This window comes from Martinezella rhizogenes, assembly GCF_000799715.1.
Classification (GTDB): Bacteria; Pseudomonadota; Alphaproteobacteria; order Rhizobiales; family Rhizobiaceae; genus Rhizobium; species Rhizobium rhizogenes_C.
In genome coordinates this window covers 208829-229268 of sequence record NZ_JUHG01000020.1, presented here as the reverse complement: position 1 = coordinate 229268, position 20440 = coordinate 208829, and the positions used below count along the sequence as shown (strand labels likewise).

General features: G+C 61.0%; 23 protein-coding genes. 8 read left to right on the top strand and 15 right to left on the bottom strand.

The features are described 5' to 3' along the window. Positions 1-24: 24 nt before the first annotated feature. Positions 25-735 (top strand): glutathione S-transferase family protein, encoded by a 711-nt coding sequence (locus EX00_RS30375; protein ID WP_047466256.1) that lies wholly within the window; start codon positions 25-27, stop codon positions 733-735. A 93-nt stretch (positions 736-828) separates the two neighbouring features. On the opposite strand, the gene EX00_RS30370 is transcribed toward EX00_RS30375, so the two are convergent. Further along, entirely contained in the window at positions 829-1335 is a 507-nt protein-coding gene (locus EX00_RS30370; protein ID WP_047466254.1) for a MarR family winged helix-turn-helix transcriptional regulator, read from the bottom strand. 82 nt (positions 1336-1417) lie between these two features. Here EX00_RS30370 and EX00_RS30365 point away from each other — a divergent pair, with 82 nt between their 5' ends. Then, the gene (locus EX00_RS30365) at positions 1418-2320 is read left to right on the top strand and encodes an EamA family transporter (protein WP_047466252.1); all 903 of its coding nucleotides are present in this window, start codon (positions 1418-1420) and stop codon (positions 2318-2320) included. A gap of 69 nt (positions 2321-2389) precedes the next feature. Here the strand turns inward: EX00_RS30365 and leuC are convergent, their stop codons facing one another. From leuC to EX00_RS30335, 7 genes are all read right to left on the bottom strand, one after another. After that, positions 2390-3799 carry a 3-isopropylmalate dehydratase large subunit gene (gene leuC, locus EX00_RS30360; RefSeq protein ID WP_047466250.1) on the bottom strand — a complete coding sequence of 470 codons (1410 nt, stop codon included), beginning with the start codon at positions 3797-3799 and terminating at the stop codon, positions 2390-2392. An 81-nt stretch (positions 3800-3880) separates the two neighbouring features. Continuing rightward, positions 3881-4015, bottom strand: coding sequence for a hypothetical protein (locus EX00_RS32185; protein WP_007693803.1), 135 nt, complete (start codon positions 4013-4015; stop codon positions 3881-3883). Positions 4016-4080: 65 nt separating this feature from the next. After that, positions 4081-4905, bottom strand: coding sequence for an amino acid ABC transporter permease (locus EX00_RS30355; RefSeq protein WP_047466247.1), 825 nt, complete (start codon positions 4903-4905; stop codon positions 4081-4083). 34 nt (positions 4906-4939) lie between these two features. Further along, positions 4940-5737, bottom strand: coding sequence for a transporter substrate-binding domain-containing protein (locus tag EX00_RS30350; protein WP_047466245.1), 798 nt, complete (start codon positions 5735-5737; stop codon positions 4940-4942). Positions 5738-5951: 214 nt separating this feature from the next. Further along, on the bottom strand, positions 5952-6506 hold the full coding sequence (rplS, locus tag EX00_RS30345; protein WP_047466242.1) for a 50S ribosomal protein L19: 555 nt from the start codon (positions 6504-6506) through the stop codon (positions 5952-5954). Between the two features lie 317 nt (positions 6507-6823). Continuing rightward, a complete protein-coding gene (locus EX00_RS30340; RefSeq protein ID WP_047466239.1) occupies positions 6824-7696 on the bottom strand; it encodes an ornithine carbamoyltransferase in 873 nt (290 codons plus the stop codon). A gap of 89 nt (positions 7697-7785) precedes the next feature. Further along, complete coding sequence (locus tag EX00_RS30335; RefSeq protein ID WP_047466237.1) at positions 7786-8757, bottom strand: threonine ammonia-lyase; 972 nt, start codon at positions 8755-8757, stop codon at positions 7786-7788. Positions 8758-8851: 94 nt separating this feature from the next. On the opposite strand from EX00_RS30335, the gene EX00_RS30330 reads away from it, so the two are divergent. Further along, positions 8852-9319: an Lrp/AsnC family transcriptional regulator gene (locus tag EX00_RS30330; RefSeq protein ID WP_080761363.1), complete on the top strand. Its 468-nt coding sequence runs from the start codon at positions 8852-8854 to the stop codon at positions 9317-9319. Between the two features lie 252 nt (positions 9320-9571). Here the strand turns inward: EX00_RS30330 and EX00_RS30325 are convergent, their stop codons facing one another. Further along, positions 9572-10276 carry an SDR family oxidoreductase gene (locus tag EX00_RS30325; protein ID WP_047466235.1) on the bottom strand — a complete coding sequence of 235 codons (705 nt, stop codon included), beginning with the start codon at positions 10274-10276 and terminating at the stop codon, positions 9572-9574. A 123-nt stretch (positions 10277-10399) separates the two neighbouring features. Here EX00_RS30325 and gcvA point away from each other — a divergent pair, with 123 nt between their 5' ends. Next, on the top strand, positions 10400-11290 hold the full coding sequence (gene gcvA, locus EX00_RS30320; RefSeq protein WP_047466233.1) for a transcriptional regulator GcvA: 891 nt from the start codon (positions 10400-10402) through the stop codon (positions 11288-11290). Between the two features lie 48 nt (positions 11291-11338). Here gcvA and trmD read toward each other — a convergent pair whose 3' ends face one another. The 5 genes from trmD to ffh all read right to left on the bottom strand — a co-directional run bounded on the left by trmD (position 11339) and on the right by ffh (position 15068). Continuing rightward, positions 11339-12031, bottom strand: a complete 693-nt coding sequence (trmD, locus tag EX00_RS30315; protein WP_047466232.1) for a tRNA (guanosine(37)-N1)-methyltransferase TrmD — start codon at positions 12029-12031, stop codon at positions 11339-11341. 24 nt (positions 12032-12055) lie between these two features. After that, the gene (gene rimM / locus EX00_RS30310; protein ID WP_047466230.1) at positions 12056-12628 is read right to left on the bottom strand and encodes a ribosome maturation factor RimM; all 573 of its coding nucleotides are present in this window, start codon (positions 12626-12628) and stop codon (positions 12056-12058) included. 124 nt (positions 12629-12752) lie between these two features. Further along, entirely contained in the window at positions 12753-13115 is a 363-nt protein-coding gene (gene rpsP, locus EX00_RS30305) for a 30S ribosomal protein S16 (RefSeq protein ID WP_047466227.1), read from the bottom strand. 48 nt (positions 13116-13163) lie between these two features. After that, a complete protein-coding gene (locus EX00_RS30300; protein ID WP_047466226.1) occupies positions 13164-13472 on the bottom strand; it encodes a chorismate mutase in 309 nt (102 codons plus the stop codon). 18 nt (positions 13473-13490) lie between these two features. Beyond that, positions 13491-15068, bottom strand: coding sequence for a signal recognition particle protein (gene ffh, locus EX00_RS30295; protein WP_047466224.1), 1578 nt, complete (start codon positions 15066-15068; stop codon positions 13491-13493). A gap of 414 nt (positions 15069-15482) precedes the next feature. Here ffh and EX00_RS30290 point away from each other — a divergent pair, with 414 nt between their 5' ends. Together EX00_RS30290 and EX00_RS30285 are read left to right on the top strand one after the other, a co-directional pair. Next, positions 15483-16445: a hypothetical protein gene (locus EX00_RS30290; RefSeq protein ID WP_047466222.1), complete on the top strand. Its 963-nt coding sequence runs from the start codon at positions 15483-15485 to the stop codon at positions 16443-16445. Then, the gene (locus EX00_RS30285) at positions 16442-17461 is read left to right on the top strand and encodes an MBL fold metallo-hydrolase (protein WP_047466220.1); all 1020 of its coding nucleotides are present in this window, start codon (positions 16442-16444) and stop codon (positions 17459-17461) included. Before EX00_RS30290 ends, EX00_RS30285 begins: the two co-directional genes overlap by 4 nt. Before the next feature lie 80 nt (positions 17462-17541). Here EX00_RS30285 and EX00_RS30280 read toward each other — a convergent pair whose 3' ends face one another. Further along, the gene (locus tag EX00_RS30280; RefSeq protein WP_047466218.1) at positions 17542-17985 is read right to left on the bottom strand and encodes an SRPBCC family protein; all 444 of its coding nucleotides are present in this window, start codon (positions 17983-17985) and stop codon (positions 17542-17544) included. Between the two features lie 270 nt (positions 17986-18255). Here EX00_RS30280 and dapF point away from each other — a divergent pair, with 270 nt between their 5' ends. Both dapF and mtaB read left to right on the top strand, forming a co-directional pair. Further along, complete coding sequence (gene dapF / locus EX00_RS30275) at positions 18256-19161, top strand: diaminopimelate epimerase (protein WP_047466216.1); 906 nt, start codon at positions 18256-18258, stop codon at positions 19159-19161. Continuing rightward, positions 19158-20432 (top strand): tRNA (N(6)-L-threonylcarbamoyladenosine(37)-C(2))-methylthiotransferase MtaB, encoded by a 1275-nt coding sequence (gene mtaB / locus EX00_RS30270; RefSeq protein WP_047466214.1) that lies wholly within the window; start codon positions 19158-19160, stop codon positions 20430-20432. Before dapF ends, mtaB begins: the two co-directional genes overlap by 4 nt. Positions 20433-20440 lie beyond the last annotated feature (8 nt).

The following is a 20440-nucleotide window of genomic DNA, read 5'->3' as shown; positions in this document are numbered from 1 at the left end:
TGGCCTCGCTACAGGAGATGAAATATGGAACCGGTACTTTTCTACGGCGTCCCTTCGGGATGCTCCTTCGGATCGATCGTCGCGCTCGAATGGCTGGGCAAGCCCTACCGACTGTCCCGCATCGAGATGGTCAAGGATGACTTCATGAGCGGTGACTACCGCTTCATCAATCCCGTCGGCGAAACGCCCGCCTTGATCACAGGCGAGGGCGCCGTGCTGACCGAGAGCATAGCCATTCTCAATCATCTGGGTGTCGGCGGCATCGAGACCGGATTGGCATTTGCGCAGGGCACACCGGAATTCGACAGGCTCAACCGGATGCTGGCCTTTCTCAATACCGCGTTTTTTACCTCCTTCGGCCCGCTTTGGTATGTCTACGAACATGGCGGCGAAGAGGCTGCAAAAGCGGCATTGACAGACTATGGCCGCTTCAAGGTGCGCAAGGCGCATGCCGATCTCGAGGCGATGCTGGGTGACAAGCAATGGCTATTGGGTGACCATAAGACCCTGGCCGACGCCTATTTCATCGGTATCGGCAGATGGACCGACTATCATGATGTGGTCGATCGCGAAGACTATCCCAATCTGGCGCGGCTCTATCGGCAGCTTGAAGACGATCCGGCCGTGGTGTTCGCGCATGCCATGGAAGACGGAAGGTCGGCACAGTCGGCCGGCGGCTATCTCGGAGATATCAGTGTCACCGATGCGCTGAAGCGCGTCCGCCGAGAGGTTTAGAATCCGGCACGGATCTGGTCAGGATGGTGGCTGCTGACAGCGGTGGTTTGATCGTCTGGAATTCAAGCGGAAGTGACACCTTCCGCTTTTCATCTATCGATCTGGAGTTGCTAGCGAAGCTTCAAAGCCGGCTAAATACTTTCCAAGCAAGTTATTCAGGGCGTCCTTCTCCTCTTCCGTGAGGCTCGACACCAGCCGGGCCTGCGTCTCGACATGGGCAGTCACCGCAGCGTCGATCAATGCAAAGCCTTTTTCGGTCAACGACACCAGAAAGCTCCGGCCGTCATCGGGATTGGGGCTGCGGGCAACGAGGCCGGCTTTTTCCAGTTGATCGATGCGGTTGGTCATCGTGCCGGAGGTCACCATCATGGTGGCGATCAGGTCGTTGGGGGAGAGGGAGTAAGGCGCGCCGGAGCGGCGCAGGGTCGCCAGAACGTCGAAATTCGCCCTGTTCAGATCAAACTGTGCAAAGGTCTTGCCCATCTCGCGACCAAGGTGGTGGGCAAGGTTTCCGATGCGGCCGATCAGGCCCATCGGGGCGACGTCAAGGTCGGGCCGTTCCCGGTGCCATTGAGCGAGAATTTTGTCGATGCGATCCATGCGCAGACATCGCCACGGAACTATCTTGACGTCAAGGTATTTTCAGTTATCTTGAGATCAAGATAAATTTAAGGCTCGTGCCATGACCCGCAATTCCGACCTGCTGCTGACCGCGATCGCGCCGGCGATCTGGGGGAGCACCTATCTGGTAACGACCGAACTCCTGCCGGCCGGCTATCCGCTGACGGTCGCCATGCTGCGTGCCTTGCCGGCGGGGTTGCTGCTGCTTGTCATCGTGCGGCGGTTGCCGCATGGCATCTGGTGGGTGAGGTCGCTCGTTCTTGGGGCGCTGAATTTCTCGATTTTCTGGTGGATGCTGTTCATCTCGGCCTATCGGCTGCCGGGCGGGGTGGCGGCCACCGTCGGCGCGGTCCAGCCGCTGATCGTCATCGTACTCGCGCGCCTGCTGCTCGGTTCGCCGATCCGTGGTCTTTCCGTTGTCGCGGCGATTGCCGGTATTGTCGGTGTCGCGCTCCTCATTTTGACGCCGCAGGCAACGCTCGATTCGATCGGCATCCTGGCGGGCATTGGCGGCGCTTTCTCCATGGCGGCGGGCACGGTGCTCAGCCGCCGCTGGCGGCCGCCTGTCTCCCCACTCACCTTCACCGCATGGCAGCTGACGGCCGGCGGCCTGCTATTGCTGCCCTTCGCCCTGATGCTTGAGCCGCAGCTTCCGCATCTGACGGGCGCCAATATTCTGGGCTTTGCCTATCTCGGCCTGATCGGCGCGGCACTCACCTATATTCTCTGGTTTCGCGGCCTGTCGCGGCTGGAGCCGTCCGCCATCTCGCCGCTCGGCTTCCTCAGCCCGACGACCGCCGTGATCCTCGGCTGGTGGGTACTGGGCCAGCAGCTCAGCCCGATACAGATATTCGGTATCGTCATCGTGCTTGGCAGCGTCTGGCTCAGTCAGCGGGCGCAGCTGGCTCTGTCGGCTGAGAGACCAGCGCTCGCTGAACCCTCGACACTCACGTCGAAGCAATAGGGGCGGCATAAGGCAAACGAAAAAGGCGGCCCGGAGGCCGCCTTTTTGCATTCAATCAGCTGAAGCCGATCAGTTCCATTCGCGGATATCGACGAAGTGGCCGGCGATTGCCGCTGCCGCTGCCATGGCCGGCGAGACCAGATGGGTGCGGCCCTTGAAGCCCTGGCGGCCTTCAAAGTTACGGTTCGAGGTCGAGGCGCAACGTTCGCCCGGCTTCAGGCGGTCGTCGTTCATGGCAAGACACATCGAACAGCCCGGTTCGCGCCAGTCAAAGCCGGCTGCCTTGAAGATCTTGTCGAGGCCTTCGGCTTCCGCCTGCTCCTTGACCAGACCGGAGCCCGGAACGATCATCGCATCGACGGTCGAGGCAACAGTCTTGCCTTCGACGACCTTTGCGACGGCGCGCAGGTCTTCGATGCGGCCGTTGGTGCAGGAGCCGATAAAGACGCGGTCGATGTTGATCTCGGTCATCGGCGTGCCCGGCTTCAGGCCCATATAGTCGAGCGCGCGCCACTTGGAGGTGCGCTTGTTCTCGTCCTGGATCTCGTCCGGGTTCGGAACGATGCCCTGGATGGAGACGACGTCTTCCGGCGAGGAGCCCCAGGAAACGATCGGCGGCAGGGCGGCGGCGTCGAGTACGACGACGCGGTCGTAGTGAGCGCCTTCATCTGTCTGCAGCGTCTTCCAGTAGGCGATCGCCTGTTCAAGCGCTTCGCCCGTCGGCGAGCGCGGCTTGCCCTTGATATATTCGAAGGTGGTTTCGTCGGGGGCGATGAGGCCGGCGCGGGCGCCGCCTTCGATCGACATGTTGCAGATCGTCATGCGGCCTTCCATCGACAACGCGCGGATGGCTTCACCGGCATATTCGATGACGTAGCCGGTGCCGCCGGCTGTGCCGATTTCGCCGATGATGGCAAGGATGATGTCCTTGGCGGTGACGCCGGCCGGCAGCTGGCCGTCGACGCGCACCAGCATGTTCTTCGCCTTCTTCTGGATCAGCGTCTGGGTCGCCAGAACGTGTTCCACTTCGGACGTGCCGATGCCATGCGCCAGCGAGCCGAAGGCGCCGTGGGTCGAGGTGTGGCTGTCGCCGCAGACGATGGTCATGCCAGGCAGGGTGAAGCCCTGTTCCGGGCCGATGATGTGAACGATGCCCTGGCGCTTGTCGCTTGCCGAATAATATTCGACACCGAATTCGGCGGCATTGGTGGCGAGCGCCTCGACCTGGATACGACTTTCCTCGTTCTTGATGCCGAGATGGCGATCGGGCGAGGTCGGAACGTTGTGGTCGACGACGGCAAGCGTCTTTTCCGGGGCACGGACCTTGCGGCCGGTCATGCGCAGGCCTTCGAACGCCTGCGGCGACGTCACTTCATGAACGAGGTGACGGTCGATGTAGAGAAGACAGGTGCCGTCGGCCTGGCTGTCGACGAGATGGTCATCCCAGATTTTATCGTAAAGGGTACGTGGAGCGCTCATGGCTACAGATCCATATTGGCATTGTCGAAACGGGGGTCGAAATGGGGGTTGACGGCTCAGGACCGCCGGCCTTGGGCTTGATCAGCGAAGTCGGCTGTTGAGCGCGCCCGAAATCATCGCAAAGAATCGTGCCGGCAGGCGCTTGTGGTCCTGCAGCACAAAAATCGTGACGAATTGTCCGTCTTTGCTCATGATCCTAGTCATGGCGTTGCTCATATCAATTTTCCGATGTCTCGGCAATGCTGACGTTTGGCCGTAGAGGATTGTGATGACGCTCCACGTCAGCGCACATGCCGTTCCCGCATCCGCTTCTCGAACTTGCGCAGTACCAGCGACAGGCCGATCGTCAGGATCAGGTAAATATAGGCGAGGATCGAGTAACTTTCAAAGTAGCGGAAGGAGCCGGACGAATAGATCTTGGCGAACTGGGTGATGTCGGCGACGCCGAGCACCGAGACCAGCGAACTGTCCTTCACCATCGCAATGAAATCGTTGGAGAGCGGCGGGAAGATGACGCGAAAGGCCTGCGGCGCGACGACATGACGGAAGCGCCGGTAGCGTGACAGGCCGAGCGCCTTTGCCGCCTCGATCTGGCCGGGATCGACAGACTGGATGCCGGCGCGAAAAATCTCGGCGATGAAGGAGGCATAGGCGATCATCAGCGCCGCGATCGCCCGCCACATCAACGGCACATCGCGCACCACGAGAGGTTCGGTCCAACCGGCGGAGATGAGAGGAGAGGTGACGGTGTTATAGAGCGCGACGAAGGCGGGGGCGCCGACGAAGGCGATATAGGACAGCAACACCAGGATCGGGATGCCGCGAATGACCTCGACATAGAAGCGGGCGATCTGGCGCAGGATCACGCTGTCGGAGATGCCCAGCAGCGCAATGCCAAGACCGAGTGCCATCGCCAGCGAGAAGGCGACGAGCGTGACGAAGATGGTGGTGCCGATGCCCTGAACAATGGTCGTAAAGACTTGGGCGTAGAGGCCGCTGGTGACGATGGCGATTGCAGTGGCAATGCCGATGAGAATAAGGACGACCAACCACCAGGGAAAGTCGTCCTTGCCATGGTTCCCGCTCGGGCCTGCTTGCAGGGCCATCAGAGCGGGCTTCCGATTTCAGATTGCATCCGGCTTACTGGCCCATCTTGTAGTCGAGGAACCACTTCTTGTTCAGCGTCTCGAAGGTGCCGTCAGCCTTCAGGCTGGCGATGGCGGCATTGATCGGGACAACAAGATCGGAACCCTTCGGGAAGATGAAGCCGAAATCTTCGGTGCCGAGCGGGCCGCCGATCAGCTTCAATCCGCCATTCGAGGTGTCGACATAGCCCTTGCCGGCGGTGCCGTCGGTCAGAACCACGTCGACGTCGCCGGTCTTCAGCGCCTGCACGGTGGCGCCGAAGGTTTCGAACAGTTTGATGCGTGGGTTCTGCTCATTGCCGTCAAGCACTTCGTAGACGGCGGTGTAGAAGGGGGTCGTGCCCGGCTGCGCGCCGACCAGGCCGTCCTTGAAGGCGGAGAAGCTCTTGGCGTCGGTGAAGCGCTTTTCGTCGCCGCGCACCAGCATGAATTGCTGCGAGCGCATGTAGGGATCGGAGAAGTCGACCTTCTCCTTGCGGTCTTCCTTGATGGTGATGCCTGTCATGCCGATGTTGTACTGGCCCTGGGAGACGGCCTGGATCATCGCATCCCAGCTCGTGTTCTGGTATTCGACCTTGAAGTTCAGCCGCTTGGCGATCTCGTTCATCGCGTCATATTCCCAGCCGATGGCCCTGCTGGTTTTGGGGTCGACGAATTGCAGCGGCGGATAGGCATTCTCGGTGACGACGACGACGGTCTTGCCGTTCAAGTTCGGCAGGTCGGCGGCGAAGGAGGCGAAAGGTGCTAGCACCAGGGCCGTGAGGCCCAGAAGAAACGAACGACGGAATGCCATGGAAATTCCCCTTATAGCGTGTTGGAAAATTGTCATATTTTTAAAGCCGATGGCAAGGCTATTGCCACGGTCGTCACGATAAAAACAGAAAAGCCGCTCCAAAGCTGGTGGCTTATGGGGAATTTCTCTTCGCGCCCAGCTGCCCTTGGTTGCCCCAAACGAAAAAGGCGGCCCGAAGGCCGCCTTGATGTCCACAATCCGAAAGGATCGAGATTTATTCTGCTGCCGGTTCAGCGGCTGCTGCTGCTTCCGCTGCAGCGGCGGCTTCGGCTGCTGCCTTTGCTTCGGCGGCTTCAGCTGCTGCCTTCTCGGCTGCGAGAGCCTGGGCTGCGGCAACCTTTTCGGCTTCGATACGAGCCTTTTCCGCGAGAAGGGCCTGACGCTCGGCGTCGTTGAGCTTGCGGGCGCGGGTGCCGGTGTTTTCAACGATACGGGCGGCCTTGCCGCGGCGGTCGCGCAGGTAATAGAGCTTGGCGCGACGGACCTTACCACGGCGAACTATTTCGACGCTTTCGATCATCGGCGAGTAAACCGGGAATACGCGCTCGACGCCTTCGCCGTAGGAGATCTTGCGGACCGTGAAGTTTTCCTGCAGACCGCCGCCGGAGCGGGCGATGCAGACGCCTTCATAGGCCTGGACGCGAGTACGGGTGCCTTCCGTGACCTTCACGTTGACGCGAACGGTGTCGCCAGCGGAAAAGTCGGGGAGCGTGCGCTTGGCTTCGATCTTGGCGGCCTGTTCGGCTTCCAACTGCTGAATAATGTTCATGTTATCAACCTTCGTTGTTGCTTCAACAGCCAGAGCGCCCTGAGTGCTCTATCCCTGGTCGGACCTTGCGGCCTCGCCTCGGATATATGCCTGTAAAGGCAGGGGCGAATGCGTCTGCTTTTCTTTGGTGGTTGATGGGAAATTTCCCATACCGGCCGCGCACATACCCTATTGCCGTGGGTTTGTCACCCCTTGGCGGGGGAATTTCATGCGCATGAGGCAGCTTTTTAGGCGTTTCGCTGTGTGAGCGGCGTCTGGGCAACTTAAATACTAAGCGATGGCTGTCTACGTCGAATTTAGTGTTTGTGTCAAAAACCTCAAGCCACGATCCATTCCAGCAGCGCGTTCTGTGCATGCAGGAGAAAGGCCTTGGCCGCTTTGCTCTGGTACGCCCGATGGGTCATCGCGTCCGTGGTGACCTCCTGTCCCCTGGCGACGGGCGGGCAGGGGAGGAAGATCGTGTCGGGGCGGCACTGATCAAGGATGGCGGCCGATACCCGGTAGTCCCGTAGCTCGGCTTGCGCGGTATCATCAGGCCAACAGTCCGTGACGATCACGTCGGCGTCCAGCAGTTCCTCCATGTCCGTGCTGGTGCTGAAGTTCGCGTTCGAAAGATCCCTGTCGTGGACGTGCCATTTCTCCGGATAGATCTGCGTGACCTTGATCGGCAAGGCGAGCGAAGCCTCGACCCATGATCGCAGGATATTGGCGTCAGGCGCGACGCCGACGACCTTGAGTCCGTCAACGCGGCCTCTTCTGCTCTTGACGTAAGCGAGGTCGCCCAGCGTTTCGCACGGGTGGTTCGATTTGGTCCGGGCATTGACGACGGGTGTTTCGGCGGTTGCCGCCAGCTCACGCAGGGCTGTCAGCAGCTTTGTGCGGACAATCAGAACATCGAACCAATTATCGAGATAGCCGGCGAGATCGGCGGTCTCCTCCCGCGCGTTGAAGCTGATCGGCGCCTGCACGCAGATGCCGCCCATCGCCTGCACGCCGAGGCTGAAAGCCGTGGTATTCCTCCATCCGCCGTTGTCGGCAATCAGTGCGACATGCCTGCCTTCCAGGCTCCGCGGCATGCGCCGATCGGCCCAGGCACCGGCCAGGACATTGGCGCGGTCGAGCAGCGAAAGAATGAGGTCTGGTGGCAGATCGTGGAATTCGAGAAAGCTTTTTCCGGTTCTGCCAGGCATCTTCGCTCCGATACATGAGACATGTCCATGATGTCATTAGCATCTGAAAACCGTCGGCTCGCAAGAGTTCTCAGCGGTCATTCGATAGTCTACGGGACAAATCCCGCATCGGCTTTTGGCAGCCACTGGGCAATTTGTTCTGGCGTAAGATTTCCTCCGCACAATATCGTTGCAACCCGAGCCCCCTGCATGGTCGTGGCCGTTGCCAAAACACCTGCCAATCCCGCTGCGCCTGCCGGTTCAACGAGCCGATTCCACCTGGAATGCGCGAACCGCATGGCATCGATGATACAGGCATCGTCGACAAGCACGATGTCATCGATCGTCGTCGCCAGCCAATCGACGGCAACCGGAACCGGATCGCGCACAGCGATCCCATCCGCGATCGTCGTCGCCTTATCTGTCGGAACGGGCCTGCCTGCCAGCCATGAAAGCTGCATGCAAGGAGCGCCTTTCGCGGCGACGGCAATGACTTTGGTTCCGGGCGATGCCGTCTTGAACCAGCAGCCGATCCCCGCTGCCAGGGCGCCATTTCCGAGAGGCACAAAAACCGCATCGATATTGCCGAATGCCTCAGTGAGTTCGGCCGCGATTGTTCCGGCACCTTCCGCGATGCTGGCGTTTGCACCATCCTCCACGAACGTTGCCCCGCTTTCTAAGGCGTGTTCCCGCGCTCTTGCTTTCGCTGCGTCGAAGTCATCCCCAAACAGAATGACTCCCGCCCCGAGCCTGCGCATAGCCTCGATCTTCAACGGGTTTGCGGAAAGGCTGGCGAATACGGTCAACTCGCGGTTCAATTTTGCCGCGCCGCAGGCGAGCCCTTGGCCAAAGTTGCCTGCCGACGCTGTGACCAGTGGTCCTTTCTCCGCGCTTGTGTGCGCCAGGTAATAACCGGTGCCCCTGCCTTTGAAGCAACGGATTGGATTATCTGTTTCATCCTTGACGGCGAGCGTCAGGCCGAGTGTAGCGTCGGTGAGCAATGCCGAGTTCAGGAAGATCGGATCGATCCGACGTCTGGCATCGACAATATTCGAAGAGGATAGCTGAGATTGTTTTGTCATGGGGGCAATGATAAATCTGATTGACGCGGAAAATCATCGATCTTCACGGTAGATGCGCTGTTCTTCCGCATCGAAGGCTATATGTTCGGGAGAAATGCGCGTGGATGAGAAAGACCGCGAGATTCTGCTGATCCTGCAGGGCAATGCTGACCTACCCGCAAAAGCTATCGCGCAAGCCGTCAATCTTTCGCCTTCCGCGGTTGAACGGCGTATCAGCAAGCTCAAACGCGAGGGCGTGATCGACCGGATCGTCGCTGTCGTCAGTCCCGCCGCCGTCCGTCGGAGCCTTAGAATTCTGGTCGAGATCGAAATACAAAACGAGTATCGCCACAATCTTGAAGCGTTCCAACGTTGGCTTGTCCAGGCACCGGAAGTCCAATCATGCTGGTACGTCACCGGCGACGCTGACTTCGTTTTGTCGGTAACGGTGCGGGATATTGATGAATACAACGCCTTTATCGAGCGGATGATGACAGATCAGGGAGAGCTAGTGCGCAAGTACAAAAGCCTGATAGCGCTCAAAACCATCAAGCATGGGATGGCACTTTCAGTGGATGAATAGGGCGTCGCCGGACGTTATCACCGGTGAACTGGCCCATGTGGGCACCGCCGAGATTTTGGGAATTTCCCAGACCTGCGGCCGCATGTAGCGTGGGTGCCCCCAACAGGCCGCCTTCGAAGCTATCTTGCAGGCCTGAGAGATCGTTGCCGATGACGTCTTAGGGGACGCGGCGGCTTACTTCACCAATATGAAGTTGCTCCCCAGACGAGATCCAGAAGAACGAAGGCTATGTAGGCAAGGTTCCTCATGGGATTACACCGATCTGGTCAGGCCGCCGTCGACTTTCAGATTCTGGCCGGTGATATAGCCCGCGCCCTCCGATGCCAGAAAGGCGACGGTCGCCGCGATTTCAGCACTCGTGCCGTAGCGCTTCATCGGCACGGCATCGCGGCGCTCGTCCGCCTTCGGAAGGCTGTCGATCCAGCCGGGCAGCACATTGTTCATGCGGATATTGTCGGCGGCATAGGTATCGGCGAAAATCTTGGTGTAGGCGGCGAGGCCGGCGCGGAAGACGGCCGATGTCGGGAACATTGAAGACGGCTCGAAAGCCCAGGCGGTGGAGATGTTGACGATTGCGCCGGACTTCTGCTTCTGCATGATCGGGGTGACAAGTCGTACCGACCGAATGACGTTCATCAGGTAAACGTCCAATCCCGTGTGCCATTGCTCGTCGGTGATGTCGAGGATGGGCGCTCGCGGGCCATGTCCGGCGCTGTTGACCAGGACATCGACGCGCCCCCATTTTTCCACCGTCGTGTCGATCAGGCGCTTGAGATCGTCGTTGGATTGATTGGAACCGGTGACGCCGATGCCGCCAAGCTCGGCGGCGAGTGCTTCACCCTTGCCGGAGGATGAGAGGATGGCGACCTTGAACCCGTCGGCGGCCAGACGCCGGGCGCTCTCCGCTCCCATGCCGCTTCCTCCGGCCGTGATAACAGCTACTTTTTCTACTGACATCTCTCGTCCTCGCTTTTCGCGGGCCAGTGGCATAAATTGCCCGCTTATGGAGATCAGAATAACATCTTTCGCTCGCGATCACGAAGCAGTTCCATTATCATTTATCAGTAGAAAAACTATCGTATGAGCAATGTTCCCGGTTATCTTCCGTCGCTCAACGCCCTCAAAGCTTTCGAGGTTGCCGCGCGGCATCTGAATTTCCGCGCGGCGGCCGAAGAGATCGGCGTCACGCAGGGGGCGGTCGCGCAGCAGGTCCGGGGGCTGGAAGCCGAACTCGGCGTGAAGTTGTTCGAGCGTTTGCCGCGGACGCTGGCGCTGACCGGGGAGGGACGACGTTACATCGCGGATATCAGGCGCGCCTTCGAAATCATCGCGAGAGCAACGGGTGAGCTGAAACCGCAACCGGTCCGCCTTACGATCAGCACGACGCCTACATTCGCCTCGAAATGGCTCATCCCGCGCCTGCCCGACTTCACGACCAGACATCCGGACCTCGACCTCCACATCCTCGCGACCGAGCGCATGTCGAGTTTCCAGTCGGACGGTGTGGACCTTGCCGTGCGCTATGGCCGGCCACCGTTCGGGCCGGGTCTGGCAAGCGAGCTGTTGTTCGAACAGGAGATCATCGCCGTCGGGAGCCCCATGCTACTGGCCGATCGGCGGTCACCAAAGACCTCGGAGGAACTTGCGGACTTCACGCTTCTGCACGATGCCCATAACTTCTGGCCGGAGTTCATCGAAAAACATGTCGGCCAGCTCGAGCAGAGCTCCTTCAAGGGGATCAGCTTCAGCCAGACATCGCATGCGATCGAGGCCGCGATCGCCGGACAGGGCATCGTTCTGGCAAACAGGGATTTCGTTCAGCGGGATCTGGAGGAAGGCCGCCTCATCCGGTTCCTGGAGGGATCGCTGCCTGGGCCGTCAAATTTCTATTTGGTATGGCCTCGTTATCGAAAATCCAGTTCCATCGATGTGGTGGTCGCGTGGATGATCGAAGACGCAAACAAGACCTGATCACGGCGGCATCAAGTGGTGTCGGATCGGCAGTCCAGTTTATCGCCGCTACTTCGCTGGCTGCTTCTCCAGCAAATCCGGCCTGCGCTCTTTCGTCAGCTTCTCGGCTTCCTGCCTTTGCCATTTGGCGATGGCGCCGTGGTTGCCGGAGGTCAGGACGGCGGGGATTTCGCGCTCTTCCCAGACCTGGGGGCGGGTATAGTGCGGATGCTCCAGCAGGTCGCCCTCGAAGCTCTCGTGCTGACCTGAGAGATCGTTACCCATGACGCCGGGCAGGATACGGACGATGGCGTCGAGCAGGATCAGCGCCGCCGGTTCGCCGCCGGAAAGGATGTAGTCGCCGATCGAGACCTCTTCGAGATCGCGGCCGTCGATCACCCGCTGGTCGACGCCCTCGAAGCGGCCGCAGACGATGATGACGCCGTCGCCGGCGGCAAGTTCGCGCACGCGCTTCTGCGTCAGCGGCTTGCCGCGCGGGCTCATCAGCAGGCGCGGGCGATTGTCGTTTTCGGACACATGGTCGATGGCGCGGGCAAGCACATCCGGCTTCAACACCATGCCGGCGCCGCCGCCGGCCGGCGTATCATCGACGGTGCGGTGCTTGTCGGTGGCGAAATCGCGAATCTGCACAGCGTCCAGCGCCCATTGCCCGCGCTCCATCGCCTTGCCGGCAAGGGACGCGCCGAGGTGGCCGGGAAACATCTCGGGATAGAGCGTCAGGATGGTCGCCCGGAAACTCATGGCGCAATCACTTCCAATTGGTGGTTACTTCTTCGTCTTGCCGGGCGGTTTCGGCGGCTTGCCGGTGAAATCGTCAGGGCTGTCGATCAGGCCGGCGGCCATGGGATCGATCAGGATCTTGCCGCCTTCGAGATCGATTTCCAGCACGGCGGCCTCGGAAAAGGGGATCAACACCGGGCGCTTGCCCGGCCCCTTCAGTTCCAGCAGATCACCTGCGCCGAAATCGTAGACGCCGCTAACCGTGCCATAGCCAGTGCCCTTGTCATCGACCGCTTCCAGGCCCTCGAGATCGGCATAGAAGAACTCGTCGTCCTCCAGCTCGTCATCCGGCAGGTTGTCGCGTTCGACATAAAGTTCCAGCCCGTTCAGTGCCTCGGCGGCGTCGCGATCGTTGACGCCGCGAAAGCGGACGATCACCACGTTCTTGGCCTCGCGGATTTCCAGCACCTCGAAGCTGCGGCCGTCCATGCTGTGCAGATGGCCGTAGTCGCCAAGCGCCGTGGGGTCGGAGGTAAAGGCGCGGACGCGCACTTCGCCCCGCAGGCCCTGCGCGGCGCCGATGGTTGCCATCAATACCGGGTTTTCAAGTTTCGTCATGGTCTCGTTGCCGACTGCCGGAGGATCGATTGCGTTCTCTCATAAGATGAACGCGCAGGAATAGGAAACAAAAAACGGGCGGCATGTCGCCATGCCACCCGCTTCAGATCGTCGTTAGGGCTGATTATTCAGCAGTAGCAGCGGCGGCGTCAGCAACCTTCTGTGCCTTTTCAGCGGCGCGTTCCTGGGCGCGCTTGCCCGGCTTTGCCTTTTCCGGGTTGCTCTTGACTTCGCGCGTGGCAACGCCGGCTTCGGCCAGGAAGCGCAGAACGCGGTCGGTCGGCTGAGCGCCGTGGTCGATCCAATGCTTGATGCGGTCGGCGTCGAGTTCAACGCGCTTGGCATCGTCCTTGGCAAGCATCGGGTTCCAGGAACCGACCTTTTCCAGGAAGCGGCCATCGCGCGGCGAACGGGCGTCGGCGATAACAACGTGGTAGTACGGGCGCTTCTTGGAACCACCGCGGGCGAGACGAATTTTCAGTGCCATGTTTCTTACTCCTTAGGCTTTTTGTAACCGCTTTTTGGGGCGGCGTGGTTATTTGACGTTGCTGAGATCAGCAGCGATCTGTTCGTGATGCCGGATGACTTCCTTGATGACGAAGTTCAGGAACTTCTCGGCGAAATCCGGGTCCAGATTGGCGTCCCTTGCCAGGAGGCGCAGGCGTTCGATCTGGAATTCCTCGCGCGCCGGGTCCGCCGGCGGCAAATTGTACTTGGCCTTCAGCACGCCGACCTCTTTGGTGCAGCGGAAGCGTTCGGCCAGCATATGCACCAGTGCGGCATCGATATTGTCGATCGACTGGCGGTAGTTGCCCAATTGGGCCTTGATGTCTGGATCAATCATGGGGGTCAACGATCCTTCTCACTTCTTCTTCGGCAAACCGGGCAATCCTGGGAAACCACCGCCGAGGCCCGGCAGCTTGGCGCCGCCCAGGCCTGGCAATCCACCACCACCGAGGCCGGGCATGCCGCCGGGACGGCCGAGACCGGCGGCTTCGGCCTGCTTCTGCAGGGCTTCCAGCTGCTTGGGGTCCATGTTCGACAGGTCGGGCATGCCGCCGCCCATACCCCCTAGGCCGCCGCCGAGGCCCATCTTGCCGGCAAGGCCGCCCATCATCTGCTTCATCATGCCGCCTTTGCCCTTGCCGCCCATCATCTTCATCATGTCCGCCATCTGGCGGTGCATCTTCAGAAGCTTGTTGATGTCGGAGGCGTCGGTGCCAGAGCCGCTAGCGATGCGCTTCTTGCGGGAGTGCTTGAGGAGATCGGGATTGGCGCGTTCCGCCTTGGTCATCGAGGAGATGATGGCGATCTGGCGCTTGAACAGGCGATCGTCGAGGCCGGCGGCGGCCATCTTGTCCTTCATGCCGGACATGCCGGGCATCATCCCCATGATCCCGCCCATGCCGCCCATCTTCTGCATCTGGCCGAGCTGGTCGGCCAGGTCGTTCAGGTCGAACTTGCCCTTGGCCATCTTGGCGGCCATGGCGGCCGCCTTCTCGGCGTCGATATTTTCTGCGGCCTTTTCGACCAGCGAGACGATGTCGCCCATGCCGAGGATGCGGTCGGCGATGCGGCGGGGATGGAATTCTTCCAGCTCGCCCATCTTTTCGCCAACACCGATCAGCTTGATCGGCTTGCCGGTGACGGCGCGCATCGAAAGCGCTGCACCGCCGCGGCCGTCGCCGTCCATGCGGGTCAGTACCAGGCCGGTGATCCCAACGCGGTCGTCGAAATTGCGGGCGAGGTTGACGGCATCCTGACCGGTCAGGCTATCGGCGACCAGCAGGATTTCGTGCGGATTGGATTTCTTCTTGATATCCGCCATCTCGACCATGAGCGGCTCGTCGATATGCGTGCGGCCGGCGGTGTCGAGGATGACGACGTCATGGCCGCCGAGCTTGGCAGCCTGCACGGCGCGGGCGGCGATATCGGTCGGCGACTGACCGGCAATGACCGGCAGCGTGTCGATGCCGGCCTGGACGCCGAGCTGGCGCAATTGCTCCTGCGCTGCCGGACGGCGCGTGTCGAGCGAGGCCATCAGGACCTTCTTGCGGTCGCGGCTGGTCAGGCGGTGGGCGATCTTCGCCGACGTGGTGGTCTTGCCCGAGCCCTGCAGACCGACCATCATGACGACGACCGGGGCCGGCGCGTTGAGGTCGATGCCGACGCCCTCGCCGCCGAGCATCTCGATCAGCTCGTCATGAACGATCTTGACGACCATCTGGCCGGGCTTGATCGATTTCAGGATCCCGGCGCCGACGGCCTTTTCGCGGACGCGGTCGGTAAAGGAGCGTACGACATCCAGTGCCACGTCGGCTTCGAGCAGCGCGCGGCGAACCTCGCGCAGTGCTGCGGAAACATCAGCTTCCGAGAGCGCGCCGCGGCCTGTCAGTCCATTCAGAATGGAACCAAGACGGTCCTGGAGGTTTTCAAACATCGTTTCTTCCTTATCGATCGCTCGGGGCTTTTGATTTGCGCCTATGCCTTATCTTTCTCGGCTTCGCCTCGAAAGGGACATGCGCGGGTCATCGCCCGAAAACGTCGTGCTTTTCCATGACGAAAACAAGACGCAAAGCCAAAAAGCACCCGAGGGCGCAACGCGCTGTCGGGTGTTGACCTCCGGGATCTCTTTATACCTTTAAGGGTCCCGGTCGGTGGCTCGGAGGCTTGTGCTCGTCGCAGATGAGCCGGGATAAACAGGAAACGGGCGGCAAAGTCAAGCCAAAGGGCAAAAATGCCACAGCCCGCCAATGTGACCAGCCAGGGCCGCGAATGGGATTTCGCTGATGGCACAGTTCGCTATTGTTGTATCCACCTGCCGCGATGATGTGATTCCCCGAGACAGACGCGAATGAACGATTCAGCCCTGACCAATCTCCTGACCGCCTGCCGCGTCTACAGCGGTGGTCGTGTCGATGCGCGCTTCAATGAGGCGGCGCAGGCCTTTTATGCGGGTGCCAAGGCGCAGCCGAAGATCGTGTCGCGGGCGGCGCGCGAGCTGCGCGGCCTGCCGCCTCCTGGCGCGGCGATCCTGGCGAATATGCTGGGCACCATCGCCGAGACGGGTGGCTCGCCGGAGCGTAGCGGTCCGGCCGTATGGGAGCTTTATCTTGCCTGGTTGCCGCAGGTTCATCGCGGGTTTGCAAGTCGCAAGCCCTTGAGCCCCCGGCAGCAGCAATTGCTGGAGGCTTTTCAGCTTGTTGGCCAATCGGTCGTCTCGCATCTTGCCATGATGCCTGATGAGCGCAGGCTGGCGCGGGAAAATGCTGGCCTCATGCGGCAGCTTCAGGATTTGCAGGATCATACGCCGGGCGCTGCCTGGGTGCGCCAGATGTTTCTCTGCAGCAGCGATGAGCTGATCATCCTGCACCAGCCGAGCCGAAGGGGCTTCCGGCTGCGCTATGAGAACATTGCCAATTGCTGCCACCTCTTCACGCTGATCCAGGCCGCTCTGGGCGAAACCCTGCCAGGCGGACGCGTGCCCAACAGGTTCATCGTCGACATGGCGCGGTGCGTGACGTTGGTGGAGGACGGGACGGACGAGGCCTGGTGGCACTATGGCGCCCCGACAAGTCACGCTGCTATTGCGGGCGAGGCCCCCGTCGACAGCATTCCGCGTATCGACGGCAAGCAGGTCATCCTTCTCTCGCCCGCTGTTGCCGGCGCCCCGCTCTGGGATACGAGTTTCTTTACGCCGCAGCTCTTTGCGATGCCGGCGAATGTCGTGATCGAAAGCGAATTGACCGCGGCGGAGAGCGGCGAATGGTTGGCAAAGGCCGGCGTGTCGACGATAAAGGAGGCTGGTACGCCATGACAGACGCATCCGGCTCCGGCAAAAAGCAGAACCCCTATTACCAAGGTCCCGTTTCCGACCATTATGACGGCTTGCGGTTTTTCAATCCCGAAGGCGTCGAGCCGGGGAACCTTCTCGACGTCATGAAATGGAAGCTCGGCGGCGGACGGGCGCGCTGGCCCAATCCGGTCGTCAGCGCCTTTCCTCCGGCAAAACCCGACAGGCATGTTTTCGGCGACGCGTTGCGCGTGACCATGGTCGGCCATGCCTCGATGCTGATCCAGGTGGCGGGGCTGAATATCCTGACCGACCCGGTGTGGTCGGAGCGGGCGAGCCCTTTCACCTTCGCGGGGCCGAAACGCGTGGTGCCGCCCGGCATCCATTTCGAGGATCTGCCGCCGATCGATCTCGTGCTGGTCTCGCACAATCACTACGACCATCTCGATATGGCGACGCTGAAGCGGCTGCACGAGGTCCATGCGCCTGATATCGTCACGCCGCTTGGCAACGACATGATCATCAAACGCGGCGTTCCCGGCGCGAAGATTGCCACCATGGACTGGGGCGACCATCTCGCCATCAGCGACAGGGTGACGATCGATGCCGAGCCCTGCCATCACTGGTCGGCGCGCGGGGCAAACGATCGACGCATGGCGCTCTGGGCCGCCTTCGTCATCACCACGCCGGCGGGCAAGATCTACCATGTCGGCGATACCGGCTTTCATGGCGGTATCAATTATGAGGCGGTTCGGCAAAAGCACGGCGGCTTCCGCCTCGCCATCCTGCCCTTCGGCGCCTATGAGCCGCGCTGGTTCATGCGCGGCCAGCACCAGAACCCGGCGGAGGCGGTTCGCGGCATGACGCTCTGCAACGCAGCACATGTCGCCGGTCACCATTTCGCTACCTTCCAGCTGACAGATGAGGCCATGGATGCCCCGGTGCGGGCGCTGGATGCGGCGCTGAAAGAGCAGGGCGTGGAGCCGGATCGGTTTCGGCCGTTGAGAGCTGGGGAAGTGTTCGACGTGCCGGTTGTCTGAGAGACAACACACGGACAAATCGGATCGCGACGATCGTCAACGCGATCCGATTGCAAGAGCCCTTGTTTGCCCGTCATGCATCATTCGTTGATGTCAGGCTCCACGAGCTTTGCCAGGTTTCGCAGCGACTCCTGCCAGCCGAGATAGCAGGCTTCCGGCGGGATGACGTCCGGCACACCCGCCTGAGTGATGTTCACCTCGGTTCCGACCAGGACCTTTTTCAAGATCACGGTCACCTCCATTTCGCCGGGCAGGTTGGGGTCGTCGAATTTGTCCGTGTAGCGCACCCGCTCGCCGGGAACGAGTTCGTGAAATTCACCGCCGAAGGCGTGGCTTTTGCCTGTGGTGAAGTTGCGGAATGACATTTTGAACGTACCGCCGACTGTCGGCTCCAGGCTATGCACGGTGCAGGCAAAGCCATTGGGCGGAAGCCACTTGGCGAGCGCGTCCGCCTCGATGAATGCGCGATAGATCTTCTCCGGGCTGGTCGCCAGGACGCGATGCAGGCGTATGGTATTTGGCATGGTTATCATCCTTTCGAATTGATGAATTGGACGACCCTAGGACGAACGATATTTCAACAATCCGACATTGGATCGAATTTTTATTGAAATAAATTGCGATGGTCATCATGCGGCGGGATTGTGATCAAGATCAGGTAAAGACCGGCTTCAACCGCCACCAAAGCGAAGTGAAGCCAAAGGATGCCTCCAAGGCCAGAGACCATCACCCCACTGGTAATTCCCCCACATTTCCGCCATATACAGCTCGAAAACACTGACGGACATACCAGCATGAGCAATACGGTCGAATTCGCGCGGATGAACGGGCTTGGCAACAAGATCCTGGTTGTCGACATGCGCGGCCGGAAAGATGTGGTGACGGCGGCGGCCGCGATCGCGCTCAATGCCGATCCGGCGACCCAGTTCGACCAGATCATGGCGATCCACGACCCGAAGGCGGAGGGTACCGACGCCTGGATCGATATTCTCAATTCCGATGGTACCAAGGCGCAGGCCTGCGGCAACGGCACGCGCTGTGTCGTTCAGGCGCTTGCCGCTGAAACCGGCAAGAAGGTGTTCACCTTCCAGACCGTTGCCGGCATTCTGAATGCCGTCGAGCATGAGGACGGCACGATTTCCGTTGACATGGGCAGGCCGGTGTTCGACTGGGACAAGATCCCGCTGGCCGAGGAGTTTGCCGATACGCGCCGCATCGAGCTGCAGATCGGGCCGATCGACAATCCTGTCCTGCATTCGCCTTCGGTGATGTCGATGGGCAATCCGCATGCGATCTTCTGGGTCGACAAGGACCCGATGTCCTACGATCTCGCCCGCTTCGGCCCGTTGCTCGAAAACCATCCGATGTTTCCCGAGCGCGCCAATATCACGCTGGCGCAGGTGCTCTCGCCGACTTCGCTGCGCACCCGCACCTGGGAGCGCAGTGCCGGATTGACGCTTGCCTGTGGTTCCGCCGCCTGTTCGTCTGCGGTCAGCGCCGCCCGCACCGGCCGCACCGGCCGCAAGGTGACAATCGACGTCGCATCCGCTCCGGCTTCTGGCCAGCTCACTATCGAATGGCGGGAGAGTGACGACCATGTCGTCATGACCGGGCCGGCAGAATGGGAATGGTCTGGCTCGGTCGATCCGGTGACCGGCAGCTTCACGCGCGCTCAAGAGCAGGGGGCTCTGGCGCGGTGAGCGGGGTCGAGGTCATTACCTTCGGCTGCCGTCTCAACACCTACGAATCCGAAGTGATGAGGGGCGAGGCGGAGAAAGCCGGGCTCAACAACGCCATTCTGGTCAATACCTGTGCCGTCACCGGCGAGGCCGTGCGCCAGGCGCGCCAGGCGATCCGTCGCGCGCGCCGCGACAATCCGCATGCCCGCATCATCGTCACCGGCTGCGCCGCGCAGACGGAGAAGCAGACTTTCGCCGACATGGCCGAAGTCGACGCCGTGCTCGGCAATGAAGAGAAGCTGACAAGCGCATCCTATCGCTCGCTGCCGGATTTCGGCGTTTCGGCGGAAGAGAAGCTGCGGGTCAACGATATCATGAGCGTGCGCCACACCGCGCCGCAGATGGTCAAGCATATCGACGGGCATGTGCGCGCCTTCATCCAGGTGCAGAACGGCTGCGACCATCGCTGCACCTTCTGCATCATCCCCTATGGCCGCGGCAATTCCCGCTCCGTGCCAATGGGCGCGGTGGTGAGCCAGGCGCGCAATCTGGTCGAAAGCGGTTATCGCGAGATCGTGCTGACCGGCGTCGATGCGACCAGCTATGGCGGCGATTTGCCGGGCGAGCCGACGCTCGGCCTTCTGGCGAAGACGCTTCTGAAGCAGATCCCCGAGATCCGCCGTCTGCGGCTGTCGTCGATCGACAGCATCGAGGCGGACGCGCATCTGATGGACCTGATCGCCGACGAGCCGCGCTTCATGCCGCATCTGCACCTGTCGCTGCAGCATGGTGACGACATGATCCTGAAGCGGATGAAGCGGCGGCATTCGCGCGCCGATGCCATTCGTTTCATCGAGGATGTCCGGCGTCTGCGGCCGGAGATGAGCTTTGGCGCCGATATGATTGCCGGTTTCCCGACCGAAACGGACGAGATGTTCGAAAATGCCGTCAGCCTGGCGGAAGAGGCTGGCATCGCGCATCTGCACGTCTTTCCCTATAGCCCACGCCCCGGCACACCGGCGGCACGCATGCCGCAGCTCGACCGGGCGCTGATCAGGGAACGGGCCGCTCGCCTCCGCATGGCTGGACAAAGGCTGCATCAGGCCCATCTCGACAGTATGGTCGGCACGCGGCAATGGCTGCTTGTCGAAAACAACGGCCTGGCGCATACGGAAAACTTCACGCTTGTCGCAGCACCCGGCCTTCAGCCGCGCGACCTTGTGCAGGTGGCAATCACCAGCCACAATGGCAAGCACCTCGACATGCAACTTGCGGCCGCCGACGCGGCCTGACCCCACGG

What these genes read in the sequence shown, in the direction of transcription:
- EX00_RS30375 (WP_047466256.1), top strand. Translation starts at nt 25, where the DNA reads ATGGAACCGGTACTTTTCTACGGCGTCCCTTCGGGATGCTCCTTCGGA.
- EX00_RS30370 (WP_047466254.1), bottom strand. Translation starts at nt 1,335, where the DNA reads ATGGATCGCATCGACAAAATTCTCGCTCAATGGCACCGGGAACGGCCC.
- EX00_RS30365 (WP_047466252.1), top strand. Translation starts at nt 1,418, where the DNA reads ATGACCCGCAATTCCGACCTGCTGCTGACCGCGATCGCGCCGGCGATC.
- leuC (WP_047466250.1), bottom strand. Translation starts at nt 3,799, where the DNA reads ATGAGCGCTCCACGTACCCTTTACGATAAAATCTGGGATGACCATCTC.
- EX00_RS32185 (WP_007693803.1), bottom strand. Translation starts at nt 4,015, where the DNA reads ATGAGCAACGCCATGACTAGGATCATGAGCAAAGACGGACAATTCGTC.
- EX00_RS30355 (WP_047466247.1), bottom strand. Translation starts at nt 4,905, where the DNA reads ATGGCCCTGCAAGCAGGCCCGAGCGGGAACCATGGCAAGGACGACTTT.
- EX00_RS30350 (WP_047466245.1), bottom strand. Translation starts at nt 5,737, where the DNA reads ATGGCATTCCGTCGTTCGTTTCTTCTGGGCCTCACGGCCCTGGTGCTA.
- rplS (WP_047466242.1), bottom strand. Translation starts at nt 6,506, where the DNA reads ATGAACATTATTCAGCAGTTGGAAGCCGAACAGGCCGCCAAGATCGAA.
- EX00_RS30340 (WP_047466239.1), bottom strand. Translation starts at nt 7,696, where the DNA reads ATGCCTGGCAGAACCGGAAAAAGCTTTCTCGAATTCCACGATCTGCCA.
- EX00_RS30335 (WP_047466237.1), bottom strand. Translation starts at nt 8,757, where the DNA reads ATGACAAAACAATCTCAGCTATCCTCTTCGAATATTGTCGATGCCAGA.
- EX00_RS30330 (WP_080761363.1), top strand. Translation starts at nt 8,852, where the DNA reads ATGCGCGTGGATGAGAAAGACCGCGAGATTCTGCTGATCCTGCAGGGC.
- EX00_RS30325 (WP_047466235.1), bottom strand. Translation starts at nt 10,276, where the DNA reads ATGTCAGTAGAAAAAGTAGCTGTTATCACGGCCGGAGGAAGCGGCATG.
- gcvA (WP_047466233.1), top strand. Translation starts at nt 10,400, where the DNA reads ATGAGCAATGTTCCCGGTTATCTTCCGTCGCTCAACGCCCTCAAAGCT.
- trmD (WP_047466232.1), bottom strand. Translation starts at nt 12,031, where the DNA reads ATGAGTTTCCGGGCGACCATCCTGACGCTCTATCCCGAGATGTTTCCC.
- rimM (WP_047466230.1), bottom strand. Translation starts at nt 12,628, where the DNA reads ATGACGAAACTTGAAAACCCGGTATTGATGGCAACCATCGGCGCCGCG.
- rpsP (WP_047466227.1), bottom strand. Translation starts at nt 13,115, where the DNA reads ATGGCACTGAAAATTCGTCTCGCCCGCGGTGGTTCCAAGAAGCGCCCG.
- EX00_RS30300 (WP_047466226.1), bottom strand. Translation starts at nt 13,472, where the DNA reads ATGATTGATCCAGACATCAAGGCCCAATTGGGCAACTACCGCCAGTCG.
- ffh (WP_047466224.1), bottom strand. Translation starts at nt 15,068, where the DNA reads ATGTTTGAAAACCTCCAGGACCGTCTTGGTTCCATTCTGAATGGACTG.
- EX00_RS30290 (WP_047466222.1), top strand. Translation starts at nt 15,483, where the DNA reads ATGAACGATTCAGCCCTGACCAATCTCCTGACCGCCTGCCGCGTCTAC.
- EX00_RS30285 (WP_047466220.1), top strand. Translation starts at nt 16,442, where the DNA reads ATGACAGACGCATCCGGCTCCGGCAAAAAGCAGAACCCCTATTACCAA.
- EX00_RS30280 (WP_047466218.1), bottom strand. Translation starts at nt 17,985, where the DNA reads ATGCCAAATACCATACGCCTGCATCGCGTCCTGGCGACCAGCCCGGAG.
- dapF (WP_047466216.1), top strand. Translation starts at nt 18,256, where the DNA reads ATGAGCAATACGGTCGAATTCGCGCGGATGAACGGGCTTGGCAACAAG.